We start from the raw sequence: 21,172 nt of genomic DNA on the forward strand, positions 1-21,172 counted from the left end.
AGGAATATACATGGAAAAATATATGGAAGATAATTTAGAAATTCCAATTAAGGAAATTTTGCCAATTATTCAAAATAGAATAATGAATACTACAACCTACTTTGGTATTCAAACCTGGAAGAATCCCCTAGATGCATGGGTTTATCAAGAAATCATTTTTAAAAAGCAACCCGATTTTATTATCGAAATTGGGAATTTCAGTGGCGGTAGTACTTTATTCCTTGCGCATCTCTTGGATTTGATGGGGATGGTAAATAGCAGAGTTATCGGTATTGATATTTCTCAGGAAAAAATTCCGGATATTGTTAGGAAACACCCAAAAGTATCACTTTTTGAAGGAGATGCTTGTGCTTTGTTTGAACAGGTTAAAACTCAGATTCCTCTGAATAGCGAGGTTCTGATTATAGAAGATAGCCTGCATACTTATAAAAATACTTTGGCCATTTTGAGGGCCTATTCATCACTTATAAGGTCTGGTGGATATTTCATAATTGAGGATGGCATTTGCCACCATGGATTAGAACTTGGACCTAAGCCTGGTCCATATGAAGCTGTACAAAAATTTCTTGAAGAAAACACAGATTTTGAAGTAGATCGAGAAAAGGAATCTTTTGGTATTACTTGGAATCCAATGGGATATTTACGAAGGAAGTGAGTTCATTTTTTTAGATGAGATTGTGACTGGAAGATGAACCATTCCATGTATCTTTTTTCCATTGTTTGGAGGTGAGACTTGGAACACAATTGCATTGTCAATCCAATCTGAAGTTATCTCTTCATAGTCTGCAGTTATTGCCACGCTTAAGCTATAGGAGGTTGGTTTCAGAGGCAAGTTGATCTCAAAATCTACAATTGTTTCATCTAAGGGATTTAGCCCACCTAATTCGATTTCTTCCTGTTTGGTATTCGTTGCAATTAACTCGTTGCCATTTCTGTCACATATATGAAAACCAACAATGTAGCTTTTAAATGCTTCATTGGCTCTGATTTTCACTGATATTTTAACCTTTTCATTAAACCCAATTGAAGGGCTTTCACCTATCTCTTTGCCATCTATATCTAATATGCGGACCTCTTCAATAGTTGCCTTTTTGCTGCCTCTCCTAAAAGATTTTGGAAGAGAACTCAAGACTTTTACTTTTTCTTGTCCGTTGGTAGAAGAAATGCCATTTTCAGCAGTAGGAACGCTGTTAGTTTCGCCAGAAGCAAGTGCAGAGACTTGAGCCGATTCTATTTCTTTATCCGTAATGCGCTTCATGTAATCGGACAATACGGCCTCTGGAACACCACAGGTCTTAAGGGTTCCTTTTTCCATCATGATTGACCAGTTACACAAGGTTTTCACACTTCCTGCATTATGAGAAACAAAAAGTGTTGTCACCCCCGTCTCCATCAGATTACGCATACGTTTGGCGCACTTATGTTGAAAAGCAGCATCTCCAACACCGAGGACTTCATCAACAATCAGGACATCTGGGTTAACGCTACTGGCTACCGAGAATGCTAACCTTGCCCGCATTCCGCTGGAATAGGTCTTGACTGGCTGCTCTAAAAAGTCACCAATGTCTGCAAAGGCAACAATCTCTTCAAACCGTTTCTCGATTTCCTGCTGATTTAGACCTAGCAAGCGCCCATTGAAAAAAACGTTCTGTCGCCCTGTAAATTCTGGATTGAATCCACTGCCAAGTTCTAACAGGGCTGATACTCGACCATTCACTTGAACTTTTCCGGAGGTTGGCTGCAACGTTCCGGTAATGATTTTTAGCAGCGTACTTTTACCTGCACCATTGCGTCCTATGATTCCCCAAGTTTCTCCCCGTGGAATTTCTAGGGAAATATCTCGCAATGCCCAAAACTCTTTTGCGTAGGTTTTCCCTGGCAAGAAAATTTCTTTCAAGCGGTCGGCTGGTCGTTGGTAGCGCTTAAATACCTTCGAAACATTTTCTAGAGAAATTGCGATATTGTCAGCCATAAAAGTGAAAAAACATGCTTCATAGCACATCAGCAAATGATGGTCTGAGTTTTTGGTAAGTTACATAGCCCAATAAACACAGGCATCCAGAAAGAACCGTTGCTACTGACCATACTTGCCAATGACTAATCTCACCAACCAACACGATGTCACGGTGCATTTCAGCGATCGCAGCTAGAGGATTGAACCAAAATATCAGTGTGCGAATCGGATTGGGAATTAAATTTGCCGGATATAGAACTGGCGTTGCATAGAACCACAGATTGAGCACAATGCCTAAAAGCTGAGGTATGTCTCGCAAAAATACGGTAAGAGCTGATGTCAAATAGGCTAGCCCTACCGTTATCAATAGCTGAGGCAGCCAAACAATGGGTAGCAGCAACAGGGTGCCATGGATAGTTTGGCTGGTAATGGCTACAAATGTAATCAATGCCATTAGTCCAAACATACTTTCTACAAAAGCTGTCAGTACAGGTACTAACGGCAATAGCTCCAATGGGAAAATAACCTTAGTTACCAGATTTTTTTGCCGCAACACGGTGGTCATCGCCTGGGTTAAGCCGGTTGTAAAGGTAACCCAGGGAATTAGACCGGCAAATAGCCATAGCCCAAAGGTGAAATTAGCATTGCCACCGGGTAAACCCTGAGCGCTCAGCCTAACGTTCAGAACCACGGAGAATACATAGGTGTAGATCAGCAGCTGCGATATTTGTCTGACTAAAGCCCACAGGTTGCCTAAAATCGAACCCTTATATCGATTATCGAGGTCACGTTGGACTAGAGTTTTGAGCAAATCTAGCTTAGTCCACTGGGCCGGAGTCAGTGGTATTAATGATTTCCACTGTACTGCCAGTCGCCACAACAGACGCTTTAACACTTTCAGAGATGTCTTGATGGGCCTTAATAGTATGGTCACAGAACTATGGTCGCAGACCCTCCTCTCCTAGCCGATTACCGCATTAATCTATCAAAAAGTTACCCCCTATGTTGTTTGGATTCTATTGGGGCAGTGCCTGTTTCAAATGTGTCGTGACATATTTCAGTTGCTCTAAGCTGAGTTCTGGCCACATGGGTAGACTGAGAACTTCTTGGGATAGCTGATTGTTGACAGAGAGGTCTGGATACTGGCCAAGATAAACAGGAAGCTTATCTTGAGGAATGGGATAGTAAATCATTGCCCCAATCCCTGCGTCTGCTAATGTTTGCTTGGTTAGATCGCGCTTGCCGCCGAGAATGCGCACTGTGTATTGGTGGAAAACGTGCCCTTCGGAAAGAGTCGGCGTGATGAGCCCGTCTACGGCTGCTAACAGCTGGCTGTAGGTTTGGGCTACCCAGCGACGCTTACTATTCCAGGTGTCAATATGACGGAGCTTGACCTGCAAAATGGCGGCCTGCATGGCATCGAGCCGGGAATTGTACCCTAGCATCAGATTTTTATAGCGTTCCTTGGCTCCGTGCACCCTGAGCATACGGGCTGTTTCGGCTATGTGGTCGTCATTGGTGGTGATTAATCCACCATCGCCATAGGCCCCTAGATTTTTGGTGGGGAAAAAGGAAAATGCGCCAATATCGCCGATGGTGCCAGTGTATTTCCCCAGGATGCGATCGCGAATACCATCATCACATGACTGCTCGCAGCCACTACAGTCGCCTTTATAAATACCCCCAAATGCCTGAGCACAGTCTTCAATTACCTTAAGATCATGCTTAGCAGCAATCTGCATAATCTGGGCCATGGCGGCTGGATTGCCATATAAATGCACAGGCATGATGGCCCGCGTCTTTGATGTAATCGCCGCTTCAATTAAATCAGGGTCAATATTAAACGTATCGGGTCGAATATCCACGAATACGGGCTTAGCCCCCACCATACTGATAGATTCTGCCGTAGCAAAAAAACTAAAAGGGGTGGTGATCACTTCGTCCCCTGGGCCTACTCCCAAGGCTCGTAAGCCGATTAGCAATGCATCCGTTCCCGAATTCACACCAATGGCATGCTTAACCCCTAGGTAGGCTGCAGCACTTGTCTCAAACGCCTGCACCGTTGGCCCCAGAATAAACTGGCCAGATTCCAAGACCTGATTGATAGCCAGCTGGATTTCATCCTTAATTGCCAAGTACTGAGGTTTTAAGTCAAGGATGGGGATTTTGATTTGACTCACGGTAGGTATGTCTAAGGGGCTGATGTCAAAAGGCTCTGCTCTAGAATCTTAGGACGATTTGTGTCGTCAATTTTGCTATGCGTGTTGCCATTGTCCATGAGTGGCTAACCAGCCATGCAGGGTCTGAGAAAGTTGTGGAGCAAATGCTACAGCTTTATCCAAGCGCAGACTTGTTTAGTCTGGTGGATTTTTTATTACCTGAACAACGCCACTTTATTGGCCAGCGTTCGGTAAAAACATCGTTTATTCAACAGCTGCCCCTGGCAAAACGGGCATTTCGGCAGTATTTGCCCTTGATGCCCCTAGCCGTGGAACAGTTTGATTTGTCGGTCTATGATGTCGTCATTTCCAGTAATCATGCCGTTGCTAAAGGGGTACTCACAGCGCCCCACCAGTTGCATATCAGCTACGTACATACTCCCATTCGCTATGCCTGGGATTTGCAGCATCAATACTTACAGCAGTCAGGGTTAGACCGGGGGGCTAAAGGAGCCTTGACCCGGCTGATTTTGCACTATCTACGACTTTGGGATACCACCAGTGCCAATCGGGTGGATCGGTTTGTGGCTAATTCTGAATTTATTGCCAGGCGAATTTGGCGGGCCTATCGGCGACCGGCGACGGTTATTTATCCGCCGGTTGATGTGTCTCGCTTTGTCTGGCAGCACCCGCGCGAAGAGTTCTATCTAACAGTGTCTCGGTTTGTGCCGTACAAGCGGGTGGATCTAACAGTTGAGGCGTTTAATCAACTGGGGCTGCCACTAGTGGTCATTGGCGATGGGCCTGACTGGGAGCGCATTTCTGCCCTGGCCGGTTCGACTATTCGCTTATTGGGAAAACAACCTGACCCTGTAGTTACGGATTATATGCAACGATGTAAGGGCTTTATTTTTCCTGCAGAGGAAGACTTTGGGATTACCCCTGTCGAAGCTCAAGCAGCTGGTGCTCCAGTAATTGCTTTTGGTCGTGGGGGAGTCACTGAAACGGTGATTCATGGTAAAACAGGTGTTCTGTTTCTAGAGCAGACAGTTGACAGTCTGGTACAGGCCGTAAAATCCTTTGAAATGGGTATGTATCAATTAAACGGGGAAAATCTGCGTCAACAGGCGGAGCGATTCTCGATTGAGTGTTTTCAAACTCGATTTCGTGACTGTGTTGAGCAGACTCATACAGCTTTCTTGCAAGGTGATCCCTTAGAGTAGTTAGGTTATCGCCATCGGCATCTGGTGCTCATGACTCTTTCTCAGCCGAGTAAACCTGCGATCGCATCCCTCAGGGTAAACGCTCACCCTAGCTACATGGTGACCGCATTGGTCACCTGTGATGCCCTTGGTCTGAGTTTGGCTGCTATTGCTAGTGTCTACATCCGCCTGTGGTTCAACGGTCAATATCATCCCTCCCTGTACTGGGAGCTTTGGCCGTTGCTCGGGCTATTTCTACTAGGTTACGGCTTGGCCGGGCTCTACCCAGGCCATGGTATCGGTCCGGTTGAAGAGTTACGTCGTCTGGCGCTAACGACCACCTTGATCTACCTCACCCTAGGCTCAGCTGTCTTTTTATTTCGAGATTTACAGCTCTATTCCCGAGCCGCATTTCTCATGGCCTGGGGCCTATCAATTATCTTGGTGCTGCTGGGACGCTATGCGCTGAGAGCCCTGGTTGCAAAACGTTCCTGGTGGGGTTATCCGGTACTTGTGCTAGGGGCGGGTGAAACGGGAGCCCTTGTCATTCGTACGTTACATCGTCAGCCATCCTTAGGCTTAAAACCCGTTGCTGTACTTGATGATGATGTGAATAAGCACGGCATGCTCGAAGGAGTCCCGGTGATTGGCAATTTGGCCCAAGCTCCGGTGCTTGCTAACCGTGACCAAATCCCCTATGCCATTGTGGCCATGCCAGGAGTCCATCGCGATCGGCTGCTGTACGTAGCACAGCGCTATGGCAGTGCCTTTCCCCATCTGTTGATCATTCCTGATCTATTTGGTATGGCTAGTCTTTGGGTAGCTGCCCGCGATCTAGGCGGCGTTCTAGGGCTTGAATCTCGACAACAGCTCTTACTGCCAGGGCCTAAACTGACAAAAAGCATGCTAGATCAAGGTTTAACCATACTAGTCGGCCTAATTTGTCTACCCCTGATCGCTCTGATTGCCCTTGCCATTCGCCTCGACTCATCGGGACCAATTTTTTATTCACAGGTGCGTATAGGCCGCAAAGGTCGTCCGTTCAAGGCCTGGAAGTTTCGCACCATGGTACCCAACGCCGACAAAGTACTCCAGGAGTATCTGCACCGCCAGCCAGAACTTCGCAGCCGCTGGAATCAAGACCGCAAGCTCAAATATGACCCCCGCATTACCCGATTAGGGCGCTGGTTGCGACGCACAAGCCTAGATGAACTTCCCCAGCTTTGGAATGTTCTACGGGGAGAAATGAGCTTAGTGGGGCCGCGCCCTATCGTTCACGATGAGGTGTATCGCTATGCTGATAAGTTTGAGCTTTACACCCAGGTATTGCCTGGCCTAACTGGGTTGTGGCAAGTTTCGGGCCGTAACAATATTACCTACGAAGAACGGGTTAATCTCGACGCATATTACGTTCGTAACTGGTCAGTGTGGCTTGATCTCTATATCCTCATTCGTACAGTCTGGGTGGTCTTAATGGGGGATGGTGCGTATTAATTCAGCCAAATCTACAAAAATGAGTTTGTTCGGAGCAGGCTTGAGCTACGACTGGCTGTGGTTGGCTGCATTAGTCGTCTTACCCTTTGCCAGTTACTTGGGTTTAGCTATCCTCGTTGTCCTGATGCTCACGGCCCTTGGTCGGCGTTTTCATCCTATTCGCCAGGTGCTGTGGCAGCAGGGATATGGTCTTTTAACTCTGGGGCTGTTGATCAGTGCCTGTTTTGCGGCCAATCCTGGTGATGCCTGGCTACAGTTGGCTAATTTTCTGCCTTACTTTTTGCTGGTTGGTGTTCTGTCTACGGCAGCTCAGTTTCGGCCGCCTAGCACCACTTTAACCACTATTAGTCAGGCAATAGTCCTCGGGTCGTTACCCTTTAGCACCGCTGCCCTAATTGAATACATTGTCAGATTCCCTGGCATCGCGGCTCAAGTTAGCGATTGGCGAATCTTTCAATGGGTATTTGATGTCAGTTTTGTGGGGCATCGTGCCCATGGTGGTCTGAGTCACCCGAATATTTTGAGTAACTACTTGATTGTAGTGTTGGGCATAGGGCTGGGGCTGTTGGTGGGGGAGCTACGTACTAGAGAGCAAGACTCATCGCTAAAACTGAGCGCTATTATAGCTGCTGCCACGGGTCTAGCTGGTATCGGTATCTTTTGCTCTAGTTCTCGTAATGGGTTGATATCGGCAGTTATTTTGCTTTTGATCGCTGGCTATTTAGCGAGACGTCGTCGCTGGGTGTGGATATTAGGGCTAGTCATTGTTAGCGCCATGGTGACGGGGCTTTTATTCTTAGGCTTTGGGGGGCGTTCCCTGAGCTTGGCCTTGTTTACGCAAGATCCTCGTGTGGCGGCCTGGCAAATTGCCTTGGATCTAATCCAACAGAGGCCTTTGGTGGGTTGGGGGCTAGGTGGCTTTAGCCATCAATATGTGCCATTTAGTGTCACGAATCATGAGCGTTTGTTTCACCCCCATAATCTCTGGCTCTACTTAGCCTGTGATACTGGCATCCCCACAATGTTGCTCTTCTGTTGGGTTATTGGTCGGACCTATGTGGCTGGTATCCGTCGACTGATGGCGGATTGTTGCAATACTCCACTGCTGGCCTATAGCTTAGGATTTACCGGTTGTATTCTTTTTAGCTTGTTTGATGTCACCCTTTTTGATGCACGGATTAATGTACTCAGCTGGTTTTTACTGGCCGGTATTGGGGTTTTAGCCCATAGCAAGCCGACGCACGCGGTCAGATAGGGCGTAATAACAGATCCTCAATAAACTTGAGGGGCAGGAAAACTACATGCTTCCCTGCCCCTCAAGTTTGAATGCCAAGAGTCTGTCTTAGATCAGCTTTACAGCTTTGAGACCGTAGTACATACCAATGCCAGCGCCTGCTGCGCCAAGCAAAATTACTAAATAAACCAGTGCTGCGGCCATCACCAAACTCCTTTCTACAAAAACAAAAAGCCCGATATGTTTTTATTGAAACATGTTCACTGACCGTTTGTCGTTAGCAATAGGCGTTCATACCTGGTCAATACGACATCCAATGTGGGCCTCTAAAGCTAGAATGGAAAGCCTAGCGATTTTTTGTTAGAGAGAGGCGGCGCATGAGTAAGGGCACATTATTCGATAAAGTTTGGGACTTGCATACGGTAACGACACTGCCTTCTGGCCAAACCCAGCTTTTTATTGGTCTACATCTGATCCATGAAGTGACCAGTCCTCAGGCTTTTGCTATGCTGCGCGATCGCAACCTCACGGTGATGTTTCCAGAACGCACCGTCGCCACAGTTGATCACATTGTGCCTACCGACAACCAGGCCCGTCCCTTTGCTGACACCCTGGCTGAAGATATGATCACCGCCTTAGAAAGCAACACTCAAACTAACAGTATTCGTTTTTTCAATGTTGGTTCTGGTCGCCAGGGCATTGTCCATGTGATCGCCCCAGAGCAAGGGTTAACCCAACCCGGTATGACCATTGCCTGTGGCGATAGCCATACCTCCACCCACGGTGCTTTTGGCGCAATTGCCTTTGGTATTGGCACCAGCCAGGTGCGAGATGTCCTCGCCTCCCAAACCCTCTCCCTCGACAAGCTCAAAGTCCGACGGATCGAAGTCAATGGTGCCCTCGCCCCCGGTGTTTATGCCAAAGACGTGATTTTGCACATCATTCGCACTCTGGGAGCCAAGGGTGGAGCTGGTTATGCCTATGAATATGCTGGCAGCACTATCGAGGCTATGTCCATGGAAGAGCGCATGACTCTTTGCAATATGTCCATTGAGGGTGGGGCTCGTTGTGGTTATGTCAATCCCGATCAAATCACCTACGACTATCTCAAGGGTCGAGAATGTGCACCGCAAGGAGATGAATTCGAGCAAGCTATCACCTGGTGGGAAAGCCTACGCAGTGATGCCGATGCTGTTTACGATGACGTTGTTGTTTTTGCAGCGCAGGATATTCCTCCCACTGTGACTTGGGGGATTAGCCCCGACCAGGCGATTGGCGTTGATGAAGCTGTCCCTGGTCTAGACTCCTTCAAGACAGACGAACAACCTCTAATCCAAGAAGCCTACAACTACATGGATCTGGCCCCTGGTCAGCCCATGCTGGGAACCCCTGTTGATGTTTGCTTTATCGGTAGCTGTACCAACGGTCGTCTCAGCGATCTGCGTGAAGCTGCCAAGGTAGCCCAAGGTCGGCATGTTGCCACCGGTATCAAAGCCTTTGTTGTGTCAGGCTCGGAGCAAGTTAAGCGGCAAGCCGAAGCTGAAGGACTCGATGAAGTGTTTGTCGCAGCTGGATTTGAGTGGCGAGAGCCCGGCTGTTCCATGTGTTTAGCGATGAACCCTGATAAGCTGCAAGGGCGTCAAGTTAGTGCATCCTCTTCAAATAGAAATTTCAAAGGACGCCAGGGGTCTGCATCAGGTCGAACTCTGCTGATGAGCCCAGCTATGGTTGCCCTGGCAGCTATCAATGGCCATGTAAGTGATGTACGTAGCCTGCTGTAGCGAGACCAAGACCTCTTGCTGCAGGTGCTACTCTGGTCCAGACTTTACTCGAATAAATTTTCTCTGCTGAAGCATAAACGTTGGAAATTAAAAGGTTTGGCTTTTCTTAACCTTCTGATTACCTACTGTTAAGTATTTGCTTTAATCATGTCGGTATTATCGACTAAACGAGCTTACCCAAGCTGCTGCGTTAAGGGCTGCCCTGAACGGTCCATTAGCTTAACGTTCTCTATGCCTCAATCACGGGCCATCTCAGAGAGCAGTAGCACTAGTTTTATATTTAGCAGAGTTATTCAAGCATTGCCGTTGGCTAAGATACATCTCTGCTGTCGATTGCTCAAATAGCATTCACAGAGGCCTAAGTCTTCTCTATGTCAGTATCACAGCTCACCCCAAGAACCCGTACATCGGATCACTACATTGCTCTGCTTGAGCAGCTCTATCACGAACGCAATCTAACGCAATTTACAGCTGGTCAGAGTATTCCTCTCAGACGCGGCGAGATCTATGTCATCTGTCGAGGCATTGTACAACTGCACACGATTCACCCCGATGGTAGTGAAACTCTGCTTGGTTTAGCTGGACCTTCTATGCCCTTTGGCCTCAGTCTAACTGGGGTCAGTCCCTACTGGGCAACGGCCCTAACACCAGTAGATGTTTTGCCTTTATCCATGGCAGAGTTGGAAAATTCGCCTACTCTAATGGCGGGCTTATTTACTCACCTATCTAGACGGCTACAACAATCAGAAGCATGGCTGGCATTGTCCGGTAAACGTCTGGTTGCCGATCGGCTCCGTCAACTCCTAATTATGCTGGCTCAAGAATTTGGACAAGTGGAACCCCAAGGGGTAAAACTAACAATTCGATTAACCCATCATCAGCTGGCAACTACCATTGGCACTACACGCGTGACTGTCACACGGCTGCTCCGAGACTTTCGCAAAGAAGGATGGCTCACTATCCACCAGCGCCATTTGATTTTGCCCTTGAGCATGCTTTCATAAGCATTATTAAAGTCAAACTTTTCTGTCAGGGAAATTTAACTTTGACCACATTGATAAAGGTAGTTTTTCGGAGACGACGTCTCTGGGCTTTAGCTGTGAACTAAGCTCGTATATCGTTGCTACTTAAAGCATGTATAGGTATCTGACAAATTGTCAGGTATCTTTTTTTATAATTTCGTCTAGTATCTAAAAAACTCTGGAGTTTATATAGGCTTTAGAGTTTATTGAGAGATGTGAAGCATCCCCGATATTCGTCCTGATATCCAGACTTTTTGAAAAAACCAGTGATAATCTAGTTACCCATAACAGCAAATTACTCTGTTCAGTTACGCGTCTTACTGGTATTCAAATTAGACATCTTTATCAGGGAGTGAATTATCTAACTACCTGAGTTAAGCTGTCCCAAATAGACATTAATTGAGCCAGTTATTCAAAAACTCGCTAGACATTTAAACCATCAGGAATATTTGGAAAAGTGGGGATCAAGGCATGAGCCTTGGACCTTATGTTTATTTGCCTGCATTTGCTCTACTGCACCTCTAGGGGTGCTGCTCAATGGAATATCACATCAGATTTATCTTTCATGTTGACAACGTCTAAAGCCACCATATCCTTCGAACGCTTCACAGCTAAAGTTTATCCTTTGCTCAAAAGTGTTTATTCTGAAGAGCAACTTGATAACCTGCTACCTCAGCTGTACGACCTGACCAAAGAACATCTAAAGCCGCACTCTCAAGAAGATTTGGGTAAGTGGGATCAAGACAAAATTCTACTTATTACCTACGGCGACAGCATTTGTAGTGATGATGCCTCGCCGCTGCAAACACTGCACCAGTTTCTCAATACTCGTTTGGCGGACGTTGTCACAGGCGTCCATATCCTGCCCTTTTTCCCGTATAGCTCTGATGATGGGTTTGCTGTTATCGACTTCTTAAAGGTCAATCCCAAACTGGGTAATTGGGCTGATGTAGAGGCCATTGGCCGCAACTTTAATCTCATGTTTGATTTGGTTGCCAACCATGTATCTAGCCAAAGTGCTTGGTTTGAGGAGTTCAGACAAAATCAGCTGCCGGGCCGTGATTACTTTATTACGCTGCCCGAAGATACGCCAACTGCTGACGTTGTTCGTCCCCGTAGTAGCTCTTTGCTAACCCCTGTAGATACGGCTAAAGGGCTTAAGCATGTGTGGACTACATTCAGCGCCGATCAGGTTGATGTAGATTACAGCAATCCAGACGTATTCTTGGAATTTGTCAAAATTATTCTGGCTTATGTCCGCCATGGAGCCCGCTATATCCGTTTGGATGCTGTAGGCTTTCTCTGGAAATCCCTTAATACCTCCTGTATCCATCTGCCTGAAACCCACAAGCTGATTCAAACCTTCCGGGAGATTCTACAAATGGTTGATCCAGGCATTGCCTTGATCACCGAAACTAACGTGCCCAATCGTGAGAATCTCAGTTACTTTGGGGACCGTAACGAAGCTCACATGATCTATAACTTCAGCTTGCCACCGCTGTTGCTGAATGCTTTGATGCAAGGGCGGGCAGATCATCTCAAAACCTGGATGATGAGCATGCCACCAGCTCCCATTGGCTGTGCTTACTTCAATTTCACAGCATCCCATGATGGTATCGGGCTACGACCTACGGAAGGACTGTTGGGAGACCATGAATTTAAAACATTGATAGACACCATGCGTAGCTTTGGTGCCCAGATCAGCATGCGCAGCAAAGCTGATGGTAGTGAGTCACCCTATGAGATCAATATCTCTCTATTTGATGCACTTCAGGGTACGGCTCAGGGGCCAGATCAGTGGCAGATTGAGCGTTTTATCTGTTCACAAACGGTGATGATGTCCTTGGAGGGAATTCCTGCATTCTATATTCATAGCCTATTAGCTACGCCGAATGATGTTGAGGGTATGAAGGCTACTGGCCATAATCGCTCGATTAACCGTCATGCCTGGGATAAGCAGCGATTAGATGCGCTGCTTGAAGATCCTGAGTCTTCCCAATCAATTGTGTTGGCAGAACTTTCACGTCTGATTAAGATTCGGCGTCAGCAGAAAGCATTTCATCCCAATGCAACTCAATACACGCTGCATCCAGAGAACCCAGCTATTTTTGCCTTCTGGCGGCAGAGTATTGCTCGGGATCAGAGCATATTTTCAATTCATAATCTTAGCGACCAGTGCCACACTCTTCGTCTAAGCGAACTGAACTTAGTGAATACTGATAGCTGGATGGATCTGATCAGTGGTGAAAGTTTTGATAATCTGCATGCAGTCTACGAACTCAAGCCGTATCAGTCAGTCTGGCTGACAAATCGTCCCTATTATGACTCGTCCAATATTCCTGAGCGCGTAGATCTAGAGTTTCTATATCAGGCTTAAAGAAAATTCTATTAGGTTCAGGCAAACACGTTTGTTAGCGCTGTTCTGCAAAGCTCAAGTATCTAGCTGACCAATGGGAGTGATTAAGCCATCAATGCTGACACTCCCTTTTTCTAGCTGATATTTTGTCTTTGTCAGCTCTGTTGGCCCTTTGTTGTAAGCCCAAGCGGCCAGGGTAGGACGCTGGCCTTGATAGTCATACATGGGAACACCGTAGCCGCAGGATGTTTGCACCCGGTAGATATCGATTACGATGATTTGTCGGGTGCCTAGCATCTTGGGGAAATGGGTCTCTAGGTCCGCCCATTGCTCGTCAGTGGGCAATATTACCGTCCCTTGACCATAGAGCCGTAAAATCAACGGCTGGTGGTCAAAACTACAAAACATCACCGTAATTCGCCCATTTTCAACTACATGGGCAGAGGTTTCATTGCCGCTACCTGTGAGATCTAGATATGCCACCCGACTAGGAGATAGGATGCGAAATGCATCTAACCCTTTTGGCGAAACATTGACATGGCCATTGGTCATCAGGGGAGCTGTGGCTACAAAAAACAGCTGTTGTTTTTGAATAAACTCCTGGTGTGCTGACATTAGTTCAGTAAACACTTTGGCCATAGAAGATGTAGTGATGATAAAGGGTGGCATCACGTTACCATAATGAACTGGTAACGTTTTACACAGAAGTGTCTAACCACATCCAAGTTTAGAGTCTGGGAAATTACCCGGCGATGCTTGATGTGGATTTGACCGCTCAGCACCCCAGGATACTTTCTCTATGGTTCAGACAATGTCTCAAATCGTGTCGATCACCGGTCGTGGTATTCCTCTACTTGGCAATGACATTGATACCGACCGCATTATTCCGGCTCGATTTCTGCGCTGTGTTACATTCGATGGCCTTGGAGAAAACGTTTTTGCAGATGATCGAGCTCAAAGCAATGGCACTCATGCGTTTGATCAAACCCAATATCAAAACGCCAAAATCTTAGTCGTCAATAGTAACTTTGGTTGTGGTTCATCCCGTGAGCATGCTCCTCAATCCATTATGCGCTGGGGGATTAGAGCCATTATTGGCGAAAGTTTTGCTGAGATTTTTCTAGGGAACTGTGTTGCCATTGGTATGCCCTGTGCCACAGCTGAGCCCAATGTGGTCGCTCGGTTGCAGGCACTGATTTCAGCTTCTCCCAACACTGAACTGACCTTAGACTTGGCCAGTCAGAGCATTACTGGTGGCACCCTGAGCGAATTGGTCACTATCAAGGAGGGTAATCGCCAAATGTTTATCAACGGTACCTGGGATGCGTGTGGTCAGCTCCTCAATCAAGCAGACCAAATCAAAGCGACAGCAGCTAATCTTCCCTACGTTAGTTGGGGTAAAGCTTAGACAGTAGTTGGATGGTGAAAGACGGAAAAATGAGGACGGAGAAATGAGGGAAATGCTTGAAGTAGGAAAGCTCCAGAACTCTTATCTGTCCTAGTCAATCCTTCATCTATTATGGACGGATTCTCTAGCTAGACGGACGCAGCCAGATTTTAGGGCAATGTATGCTGCCTAAAGCCGGGCTGTGGATTTTGCCTACTTATTATGTCTACTGAAATACTCGGATAGAAACTGCTGCTAGTAAGCCATGGTCATTTCTCGGGAAATGCTGATGGCTCCTGAGTTAACCACACCGCGCTTGGCATCTACCGTAATGATGGTGCCGTCGCGAATGGTGCTGGTGGCGTTTGTGACTCCAACTAAGACCGGAATGCCAAGACGCAAACCCAGTACAGCGGCATGACCTGTATGGCTCGGGTCCTCAGTAACAATACCGCCAGCGTGACGGATGATATCGACATAATCTGCACTGGTGCTGGGTACTACCAAAATTTCACCAGGATTAAAGTTGCTGATTGCTAGGGCTTTGTTTACTACCCGAGCACGGCCACTCACCACGCCTTCTCCAATACCTTTGCCGTGCCCCAAGACGGCTGTCACGAGTTCGACTTTAATCAAGTCTGTAGAACCAGAGACGCCCTGTAGAGTCCCTGCGGTCATCACGACTAAGTCACCGTCATGGAGCAGTTGCTTCTCTTGGGCGACATTAACAGCTGACTGGAAGGTTTGATTACTGGAGGGTAAATCAACCACCAGCAAGGGTTTAACACCCCAGACTACCTGTAATCGCCGAGCCACTTCGATATGGGGAGTGACGGCCAAAATGGGCGTTGGTGGTCGAAATTTAGAAACGTTGCGAGCAGTCGCTCCTGTTTTAGTTAAGGACATAATCGCAGCCGCATCTAATTGGGAAGCAATTTGTCCAACTGCCCGGCTAATGGCATTGGGAATGGTACGACTGGTGGCCGCATCAGAGTTGCTAGCAATTTGCTCTTTTTCAGTCCGTAGAGCAATTTTGGCCATAGTTGCTACGGCTTCTACTGGATATTCACCCACGGCTGTCTCGTTTGACAGCATGACTGCATCAGTGCCATCAAGGATGGCATTGGCAACGTCGGATACCTCTGCCCGTGTAGGACGAGGATTGCTGACCATACTATCGAGCATCTGAGTTGCAGTAATGACTGGAATTCCCAGACGATTAGCCGTCGCGATGAGACGCTTTTGGAGGATTGGTACATCCTCTGCTGGTAGCTCCACGCCTAGATCGCCCCGAGCTACCATCACACCATCGGACAGGGACAAAATTGCCTCCATTTGTTCGATGGCTTCGTGTTTTTCAATTTTGACAATAACGGGAACCCGCTTACCTGCGTTGGTAATGATCTCTTTAATTTCTAGAACGTCCTGAGGGTTTCGTACAAAACTTAGAGCCACCCAATCCACGCCCTGATCCAGCCCGAAGGCGAGGTCTACTTTATCTTTTTCAGTGAGGGCCTTAATGGACAAATAAACTCCAGGAAAGTTAACGCCCTTGCTGTTAGACAGTTTGCCGCCGACTACCACTTCGCAGTGGAGTTCTCGGTTAACCATGTCTTTACTAACTACCTGCATTTCCACCTTGCCGTCGTCGAGCAAAATGGTGGCTCCGGTGGGAACTTCCTCTACTAACGGTTCGTAGGTGACCGAGCTAATGGTTTGGGTCCCTGGTAGCTGACGACTGGTCAGAATAAAGCTGTCGCCTGTCTTTAGCTGGATCGAACCGTCCTCAAATTTACCTAGGCGAATTTTCGGGCCCTGCAGGTCTTGTAGGATGCCGACGGGCTGATTGAGTTCAAATGAGATCTGGCGAATCAACCGAATGCTGCGTTGGTGATCGTCATGGGTGCCATGGGAAAAGTTGAGACGCAGGGTGGTGGCACCGGCCTCGATGAGCGATCGCAACGTTGCAGGGTCCTGAGTAGCCGGACCAATAGTAGATACGATTTTGGTCCGACGCAGGGCGTGGCGCAGTGGCATAATGCTTTGTCCGTGGAAGAGCCGTCAGTGGGTTAAAACACATCCAAACTTAAAAGCTATGGTTTCCCTTAATAGAACCCGATAGTTTTGGATGTGAACATGTGTTAAACAAACCACCGGATACTATCATGCCGGGGCTCGCTTACGCTTTAACACCATAGATTTGAGTAATCAAAAGCGTACCTCAACGCTTGGAAAATAAACCATCCCTGGATCTGCTTTGTGTCGATAGTATGGGCAACGACGTGAAACCTGTCTTGAGGAAAAGTGCGCAGTGATACTTTTGTGACGCATCAAACAATTGTTAAGCCACAGATGAGATAACGTCACAAAACTTTATTAACCCCTCTAGGTAGCGTATACTTCGAAACATAGGTGTGAAGGAGTATTACTGTGGTTTCGGTGGCAACACGTCCTTCAGCGGTACTTAGACGAGTACCCAAGGATCTTTTAGACGCAGACGGTGGTGTCAGCCCAGATTTACTTATATTCGTAGCGGCAGTTGTGTTGGTGACTGTGGCCACGTTTGGGTATTTTTCATGGGGCTTTCCTCACTGGGTTTGTTTTGTTTTAAACACGGTGGCTTTACACCTAGTGGGTACGGTTATCCATGATGCCTCACACAATTCGGCCCACAGCAACCGAATTGTTAATGCATTTTTGGGACATGGCAGTGCGCTGATGCTGGGATTTACTTTTCCAGTGTTTACTCGTGTACATTTGCAGCACCATGCGAATGTCAATGATCCAGAAAACGATCCGGATCACTTTGTGTCTACCTGTGGTCCCTTGTGGTTGATTGCACCGCGGTTTTTCTATCATGAGATTTACTTTTTTCAGCGGCGGCTGTGGAAAAAATATGAGCTGTTGGAATGGTTTTTAAGCCGATTAACGGTAGCAGCCTTGATCTACTCAGCCTGTCGCTTTGACTTCCTAACCTATTTTGCCAACTATTGGTTTGCCCCCGCGTTAGTGGTGGGAGTTGCTCTGGGTCTATTTTTCGATTATTTACCCCATCGTCCCTTTGAGGAAAAAAATCGCTGGAAAAATGCCCGTGTTTACCCCAGTGGTCTTTTAAATCTGTTGATCATGGGGCAGAACTACCATCTGGTGCATCATTTGTGGCCATCAATCCCCTGGTACAAGTACAAGCCTGCCTATGAGGTGATGAAGCCTTTGCTAGATGAAAAGGGCTCTCCACAGTCCCTTGGCTTGCACCGTCGCAAAGATTTCTGGGGATTTGTCTATGACATTTTTCTAGGTATCCGCTTTCACCATAAAACGAAGGATTGAGTACGCTGCTTACTCACACGCAATCCTGACTGATAGCGTCCGATATCGAAGGGCACCCACAAAGGGGTGCCCCCTACAGAGCCATCCATTTTTAATCGGGTTTGATGAATTCGGATTTGGTATCTGAATATAAAGCAAAACAGGGAGGCTGCCGTAGAAGCTTCCCTGTTTTGCTTTATATCTGGTTCCTGAGACCGCCCCCTGAAACCAGAGTGAGATATCGCAATTTGTTAATAAACTCTATGGGGCGTGGGCAGACGTGTCGACACTAGACCAATCAGGCCTTAACCCACTTGCCCCGCGGAGGTAGGGGTGGTAGATATCAGCCTGGGGAATGGTCATGTAAGTATGGATTAAAAAGCGAATGCACATGGGTAAGCTGCCGACTACCTGCATGTGCTGAACGTCTAATAGAGGAACTGTGTCCCAATTTGGACGCTGTCGTGCGATCGCAGCTGGAAAGATAGCATCCAGATCAGATGTCACCGAAAATGTGACACTAATCATGGCATCGGGTGTAATCGGATTATTGGTTTCTAAAGCATCAAGCAGCTCCGTCACCGCATCCGTCATAGCAGCTACTGAATTTTCAGGTACGGTCGTTGCGCCTCGAATTGCACGCACTCGCCAGTTACCTATCTCCCCTTGCTGCATGTTATCTATCCCTCATTCATTCCTGGATGGTACCAACCAACTCCTTAGATAGAGTAGCTTTTTCTAGGTCTATCCGAGCCCCATCCTCAGATTATCTATCCAACAAACGGACCCGGCAACGTTGTACCAGGAGACTGATAGAGCCACAGCGGGACGCCCTGGTAAGCTAGCTCAAACTCCAACCACCCCTGCATCCGAGGACTTACCCAAGGATTAGCCACCTGACTATTACCCGGCAGCAGCTTATTCCAAAACGGTTTACGCTCTTCAATGGTGTAAATCTCTGTCTTGTCAGGGTCTAGCCCGACCAGTTCTGCGGCCCAATGTTTAGCATCTTCTTCAGTACCTAGGCGATCCACGACTCCCAACTCAAGGGCCTGGGCACCGGTAAAAATTCGCCCATCCGCAAACCCGCGTACGGTCTCTTCTGGTAAATTTCGGGCAGTCGCAACCGTGGACACAAACTGCCCATAGCTAACATCGATGAGCTCTTGCAGAATCGTCTGCTCTGGTTGGGTCAGCTCTCGGTCAAAGGACAAAATATCTTTGTAGGGGCCAGACTTAATCACCTTGAATGACACCCCAACCTTATCCAGCAGTCGTTCAAGGTTATTGCCCCGTAAAATCACCCCAATACTGCCGGTGATGGTGCCCGGATTTGTCACAACATACTGAGCACCCATGCCAATATATACCCCCCCTGAGGCGGAAATATTGCCAAAGCTAGCGACAATTTTGACTGTTTCCTGGAGCTTCTTCAATGCACTATAAATCTCCTGGGAGTCGCCAACTGTACCGCCAGGACTATCAATTCTTAGGAGGAGCGCTGGAAACTTTTTTTCTTTGACCTCTTCGAGGGCCTCTAGCACTCGCTTCCGAGTTCCACCTGCGATCGCACCAGAAATTTCGATACGGGCGATCTGTTTACGGAAACGTGGCTTGAATGGCCAAATCATAGATAGAGACTTGATAAACGACTAAACGTCCAGATGAATACTATAAACGTCCACTGTTATCTATTGCGGCTCGATGACATCATCAATCAGAATAGAGCAGAGGCTTTGCAGAGATAGCCATCAGAACTTAACATAACTTTATAGTAAGGCACACAGCCTGTCAGGTTTATCCGATCCCCGCTGCATGGCATCCCCTTTCAATCAATCAAAGACTCCAGCGCTGCTTTTAATTGCCCCTTTCTTTTTATGGGGGACAGCTATGGTGGCCATGAAGGGAGTGATAGACACCACCACTCCTCTATTTCTGGCTACCCTACGTTTAATGCCAGCTGGAGTTTTGGTGCTGATAGCCGCCGCAATTTTAGGGCGTAAACACCCCCAAACCTGGCAAGCATGGGCCTGGATAGCTGGTTTTGCTCTGGTTGATGGCACCCTTTTTCAAGGCTTTTTGGCTGAGGGATTGCAGCGCACGGGCGCAGGGCTAGGCTCAGTCATGATTGACTCTCAACCGATCGCCGTGGCGTTAATGGCGCGGTTTTTATTCAAAGAAATTGTTGGTCCCCTGGGATGGCTGGGGCTGATCCTCGGGATAGTTGGTATTAGCTTGTTAGGGCTCCCTGATGAGTGGATTATTCAAACCGGCTCAAATATCACGACTGCTCTGTCAACAGGGCAGTGGCCAGCCCAAAATGCAGTCGTCAGCCCATGGCCCACAGTTGAAGAGCTTCTGGTTATCCTGCTAGGGCACGGAGAGTGGTTAATGTTGCTGGCGGCTTTATCGATGGCAGTTGGGACCATCATGATTGCCTATGTCGCCCGTCACGTAGACCCGGTCGTTGCCACCGGATGGCATATGATTTTTGGAGGCATGCCTCTGCTGGGTCTATCCGCCTACACTGAGGTGCATCAGTGGCAAGGGATCACTGTGACAGGTTGGTTAGCGATTCTCTATTCCACAATCTTTGGCAGTGCGATCGCTTACGGCATATTTTTCTATCTGGCCTCTAAGGGCAATCTCACGAGCTTAAGCGCCCTGACGTTCCTAACCCCAGTATTTGCTCTTACCTTCAGCACGTCCCTGCTGTCCGAGAACCTGACAATAGTGCAGTGGACGGGGGTTGGTTTTACCCTAATCAGTATTTATCTAGTTAATCAGCGTGATGTCATTACCGAGACCTTGATGGGGGTACTAGCAGGTCCACCGATAATGGGATTGATTGCAGCAATTAATCCGAATGTATCAAAAGCATTAACGGAATGGTTGCGCTCCCATACTCCCTTGGATTCATCATCAGATTAGTACTTGCCGTAACCTTTGTTACTATCTTGCCTCCTATGGGCACAATCCATACCTAGTCTTTATATAGGCCGCCGATATACTAAGAACTCTTGATAAAGCATTTCTCAGATTATCTTTCTATTTAAGTTAGTATTGGCTGCAAGATGGTGAGACCCCTCACGGCAGCAAACGCTTTAATGGCTGACAAAATTTGTGTGGCTGATCACCCGATTCCGTAAGGCCTTATGGCTTTGAACGGTATTACTAGTGCGCTTACCACTGCAAACCTAAGTAAGCCACTCTAAGGCGACGGGTAAAATTAAACAGTCAGCTTGAACATGGCAGCTCTAAATTTGGGTAAAGT

General features: G+C 47.4%; 18 protein-coding genes. 10 read left to right on the forward strand and 8 right to left on the reverse strand.

The features are described 5' to 3' along the window. Nucleotides 1-10: 10 nt before the first annotated feature. Nucleotides 11-655 carry a CmcI family methyltransferase gene (locus N836_RS67715; RefSeq protein ID WP_031294218.1) on the forward strand — a complete coding sequence of 215 codons (645 nt, stop codon included), beginning with the start codon at nt 11-13 and terminating at the stop codon, nt 653-655. Here the strand turns inward: N836_RS67715 and N836_RS67720 are convergent. The 3 genes from N836_RS67720 to N836_RS67730 all read right to left on the reverse strand — a co-directional run bounded on the left by N836_RS67720 (nt 641) and on the right by N836_RS67730 (nt 4,134). Continuing rightward, the gene (locus N836_RS67720; protein WP_081717004.1) at nt 641-1,972 is read right to left on the reverse strand and encodes an ABC transporter ATP-binding protein; all 1,332 of its coding nucleotides are present in this window, start codon (nt 1,970-1,972) and stop codon (nt 641-643) included. The genes N836_RS67715 and N836_RS67720 overlap by 15 nt on opposite strands. 19 nt (nt 1,973-1,991) lie before the next feature. After that, the gene (locus N836_RS67725) at nt 1,992-2,888 is read right to left on the reverse strand and encodes an ABC transporter permease (protein WP_235071175.1); all 897 of its coding nucleotides are present in this window, start codon (nt 2,886-2,888) and stop codon (nt 1,992-1,994) included. 82 nt (nt 2,889-2,970) lie between these two features. Continuing rightward, entirely contained in the window at nt 2,971-4,134 is a 1,164-nt protein-coding gene (locus N836_RS67730) for a DegT/DnrJ/EryC1/StrS family aminotransferase (RefSeq protein WP_023076124.1), read from the reverse strand. A gap of 77 nt (nt 4,135-4,211) precedes the next feature. Between N836_RS67730 and N836_RS67735 the strand changes: the two genes are divergently transcribed. The 3 genes from N836_RS67735 to N836_RS67745 are packed head-to-tail and all read left to right on the forward strand — an operon-like array spanning nt 4,212 to nt 8,064. After that, the gene (locus N836_RS67735; protein WP_023076125.1) at nt 4,212-5,336 is read left to right on the forward strand and encodes a glycosyltransferase family 4 protein; all 1,125 of its coding nucleotides are present in this window, start codon (nt 4,212-4,214) and stop codon (nt 5,334-5,336) included. A gap of 30 nt (nt 5,337-5,366) precedes the next feature. After that, entirely contained in the window at nt 5,367-6,809 is a 1,443-nt protein-coding gene (gene wbaP, locus N836_RS67740) for an undecaprenyl-phosphate galactose phosphotransferase WbaP (RefSeq protein WP_031294223.1), read from the forward strand. Between the two features lie 19 nt (nt 6,810-6,828). Beyond that, on the forward strand, nt 6,829-8,064 hold the full coding sequence (locus N836_RS67745; RefSeq protein ID WP_161635047.1) for an O-antigen ligase family protein: 1,236 nt from the start codon (nt 6,829-6,831) through the stop codon (nt 8,062-8,064). Nucleotides 8,065-8,151: 87 nt separating this feature from the next. Here the strand turns inward: N836_RS67745 and petL are convergent, their stop codons facing one another. Beyond that, nucleotides 8,152-8,247 carry a cytochrome b6-f complex subunit PetL gene (gene petL, locus N836_RS76140; protein WP_023076128.1) on the reverse strand — a complete coding sequence of 32 codons (96 nt, stop codon included), beginning with the start codon at nt 8,245-8,247 and terminating at the stop codon, nt 8,152-8,154. A 173-nt stretch (nt 8,248-8,420) separates the two neighbouring features. On the opposite strand from petL, the gene leuC reads away from it, so the two are divergent. From leuC to N836_RS67760, 3 genes are all read left to right on the forward strand, one after another. Further along, nucleotides 8,421-9,824 (forward strand): 3-isopropylmalate dehydratase large subunit, encoded by a 1,404-nt coding sequence (leuC, locus tag N836_RS67750; protein ID WP_023076129.1) that lies wholly within the window; start codon nt 8,421-8,423, stop codon nt 9,822-9,824. Nucleotides 9,825-10,195: 371 nt separating this feature from the next. Continuing rightward, complete coding sequence (locus N836_RS67755) at nt 10,196-10,828, forward strand: Crp/Fnr family transcriptional regulator (RefSeq protein WP_023076130.1); 633 nt, start codon at nt 10,196-10,198, stop codon at nt 10,826-10,828. A gap of 583 nt (nt 10,829-11,411) precedes the next feature. Further along, nucleotides 11,412-13,223 (forward strand): alpha-amylase family glycosyl hydrolase, encoded by a 1,812-nt coding sequence (locus N836_RS67760; protein ID WP_023076131.1) that lies wholly within the window; start codon nt 11,412-11,414, stop codon nt 13,221-13,223. A gap of 54 nt (nt 13,224-13,277) precedes the next feature. On the opposite strand, the gene N836_RS67765 is transcribed toward N836_RS67760, so the two are convergent. After that, nucleotides 13,278-13,841 (reverse strand): pyridoxamine 5'-phosphate oxidase family protein, encoded by a 564-nt coding sequence (locus N836_RS67765; RefSeq protein WP_031294225.1) that lies wholly within the window; start codon nt 13,839-13,841, stop codon nt 13,278-13,280. A 160-nt stretch (nt 13,842-14,001) separates the two neighbouring features. On the opposite strand from N836_RS67765, the gene leuD reads away from it, so the two are divergent. Beyond that, nucleotides 14,002-14,610, forward strand: coding sequence for a 3-isopropylmalate dehydratase small subunit (gene leuD, locus N836_RS67770; RefSeq protein WP_235071176.1), 609 nt, complete (start codon nt 14,002-14,004; stop codon nt 14,608-14,610). A 234-nt stretch (nt 14,611-14,844) separates the two neighbouring features. Here the strand turns inward: leuD and pyk are convergent, their stop codons facing one another. Further along, nucleotides 14,845-16,626 carry a pyruvate kinase gene (gene pyk / locus N836_RS67775; protein ID WP_023076134.1) on the reverse strand — a complete coding sequence of 594 codons (1,782 nt, stop codon included), beginning with the start codon at nt 16,624-16,626 and terminating at the stop codon, nt 14,845-14,847. A 393-nt stretch (nt 16,627-17,019) separates the two neighbouring features. Between pyk and crtR the strand changes: the two genes are divergently transcribed. Further along, on the forward strand, nt 17,020-17,919 hold the full coding sequence (gene crtR / locus N836_RS67780) for a beta-carotene hydroxylase (RefSeq protein ID WP_081717001.1): 900 nt from the start codon (nt 17,020-17,022) through the stop codon (nt 17,917-17,919). A 240-nt stretch (nt 17,920-18,159) separates the two neighbouring features. Here the strand turns inward: crtR and aroH are convergent, their stop codons facing one another. Continuing rightward, nucleotides 18,160-18,573: a chorismate mutase gene (gene aroH / locus N836_RS67785; protein WP_023076136.1), complete on the reverse strand. Its 414-nt coding sequence runs from the start codon at nt 18,571-18,573 to the stop codon at nt 18,160-18,162. A gap of 95 nt (nt 18,574-18,668) precedes the next feature. Then, nucleotides 18,669-19,529: a signal peptide peptidase SppA gene (sppA, locus tag N836_RS67790; protein WP_023076137.1), complete on the reverse strand. Its 861-nt coding sequence runs from the start codon at nt 19,527-19,529 to the stop codon at nt 18,669-18,671. 184 nt (nt 19,530-19,713) lie between these two features. Here sppA and N836_RS67795 point away from each other — a divergent pair, with 184 nt between their 5' ends. Further along, the gene (locus tag N836_RS67795; RefSeq protein WP_023076138.1) at nt 19,714-20,829 is read left to right on the forward strand and encodes a DMT family transporter; all 1,116 of its coding nucleotides are present in this window, start codon (nt 19,714-19,716) and stop codon (nt 20,827-20,829) included. Nucleotides 20,830-21,172 lie beyond the last annotated feature (343 nt).

Source organism: Leptolyngbya sp. Heron Island J (genome assembly GCF_000482245.1).
Lineage (GTDB): Bacteria > Cyanobacteriota > Cyanobacteriia > Phormidesmidales > Phormidesmidaceae > Leptothoe.

What these genes read in the sequence shown, in the direction of transcription:
- N836_RS67715 (WP_031294218.1), top strand. Translation starts at nt 11, where the DNA reads ATGGAAAAATATATGGAAGATAATTTAGAAATTCCAATTAAGGAAATT.
- N836_RS67720 (WP_081717004.1), bottom strand. Translation starts at nt 1,972, where the DNA reads ATGGCTGACAATATCGCAATTTCTCTAGAAAATGTTTCGAAGGTATTT.
- N836_RS67735 (WP_023076125.1), top strand. Translation starts at nt 4,212, where the DNA reads ATGCGTGTTGCCATTGTCCATGAGTGGCTAACCAGCCATGCAGGGTCT.
- wbaP (WP_031294223.1), top strand. Translation starts at nt 5,367, where the DNA reads ATGACTCTTTCTCAGCCGAGTAAACCTGCGATCGCATCCCTCAGGGTA.
- N836_RS67745 (WP_161635047.1), top strand. Translation starts at nt 6,829, where the DNA reads ATGAGTTTGTTCGGAGCAGGCTTGAGCTACGACTGGCTGTGGTTGGCT.
- petL (WP_023076128.1), bottom strand. Translation starts at nt 8,247, where the DNA reads ATGGCCGCAGCACTGGTTTATTTAGTAATTTTGCTTGGCGCAGCAGGC.
- leuC (WP_023076129.1), top strand. Translation starts at nt 8,421, where the DNA reads ATGAGTAAGGGCACATTATTCGATAAAGTTTGGGACTTGCATACGGTA.
- N836_RS67755 (WP_023076130.1), top strand. Translation starts at nt 10,196, where the DNA reads ATGTCAGTATCACAGCTCACCCCAAGAACCCGTACATCGGATCACTAC.
- N836_RS67760 (WP_023076131.1), top strand. Translation starts at nt 11,412, where the DNA reads ATGTTGACAACGTCTAAAGCCACCATATCCTTCGAACGCTTCACAGCT.
- N836_RS67765 (WP_031294225.1), bottom strand. Translation starts at nt 13,841, where the DNA reads ATGGCCAAAGTGTTTACTGAACTAATGTCAGCACACCAGGAGTTTATT.
- leuD (WP_235071176.1), top strand. Translation starts at nt 14,002, where the DNA reads ATGGTTCAGACAATGTCTCAAATCGTGTCGATCACCGGTCGTGGTATT.
- pyk (WP_023076134.1), bottom strand. Translation starts at nt 16,626, where the DNA reads ATGCCACTGCGCCACGCCCTGCGTCGGACCAAAATCGTATCTACTATT.
- aroH (WP_023076136.1), bottom strand. Translation starts at nt 18,573, where the DNA reads ATGCAGCAAGGGGAGATAGGTAACTGGCGAGTGCGTGCAATTCGAGGC.
- sppA (WP_023076137.1), bottom strand. Translation starts at nt 19,529, where the DNA reads ATGATTTGGCCATTCAAGCCACGTTTCCGTAAACAGATCGCCCGTATC.
- N836_RS67795 (WP_023076138.1), top strand. Translation starts at nt 19,714, where the DNA reads ATGGCATCCCCTTTCAATCAATCAAAGACTCCAGCGCTGCTTTTAATT.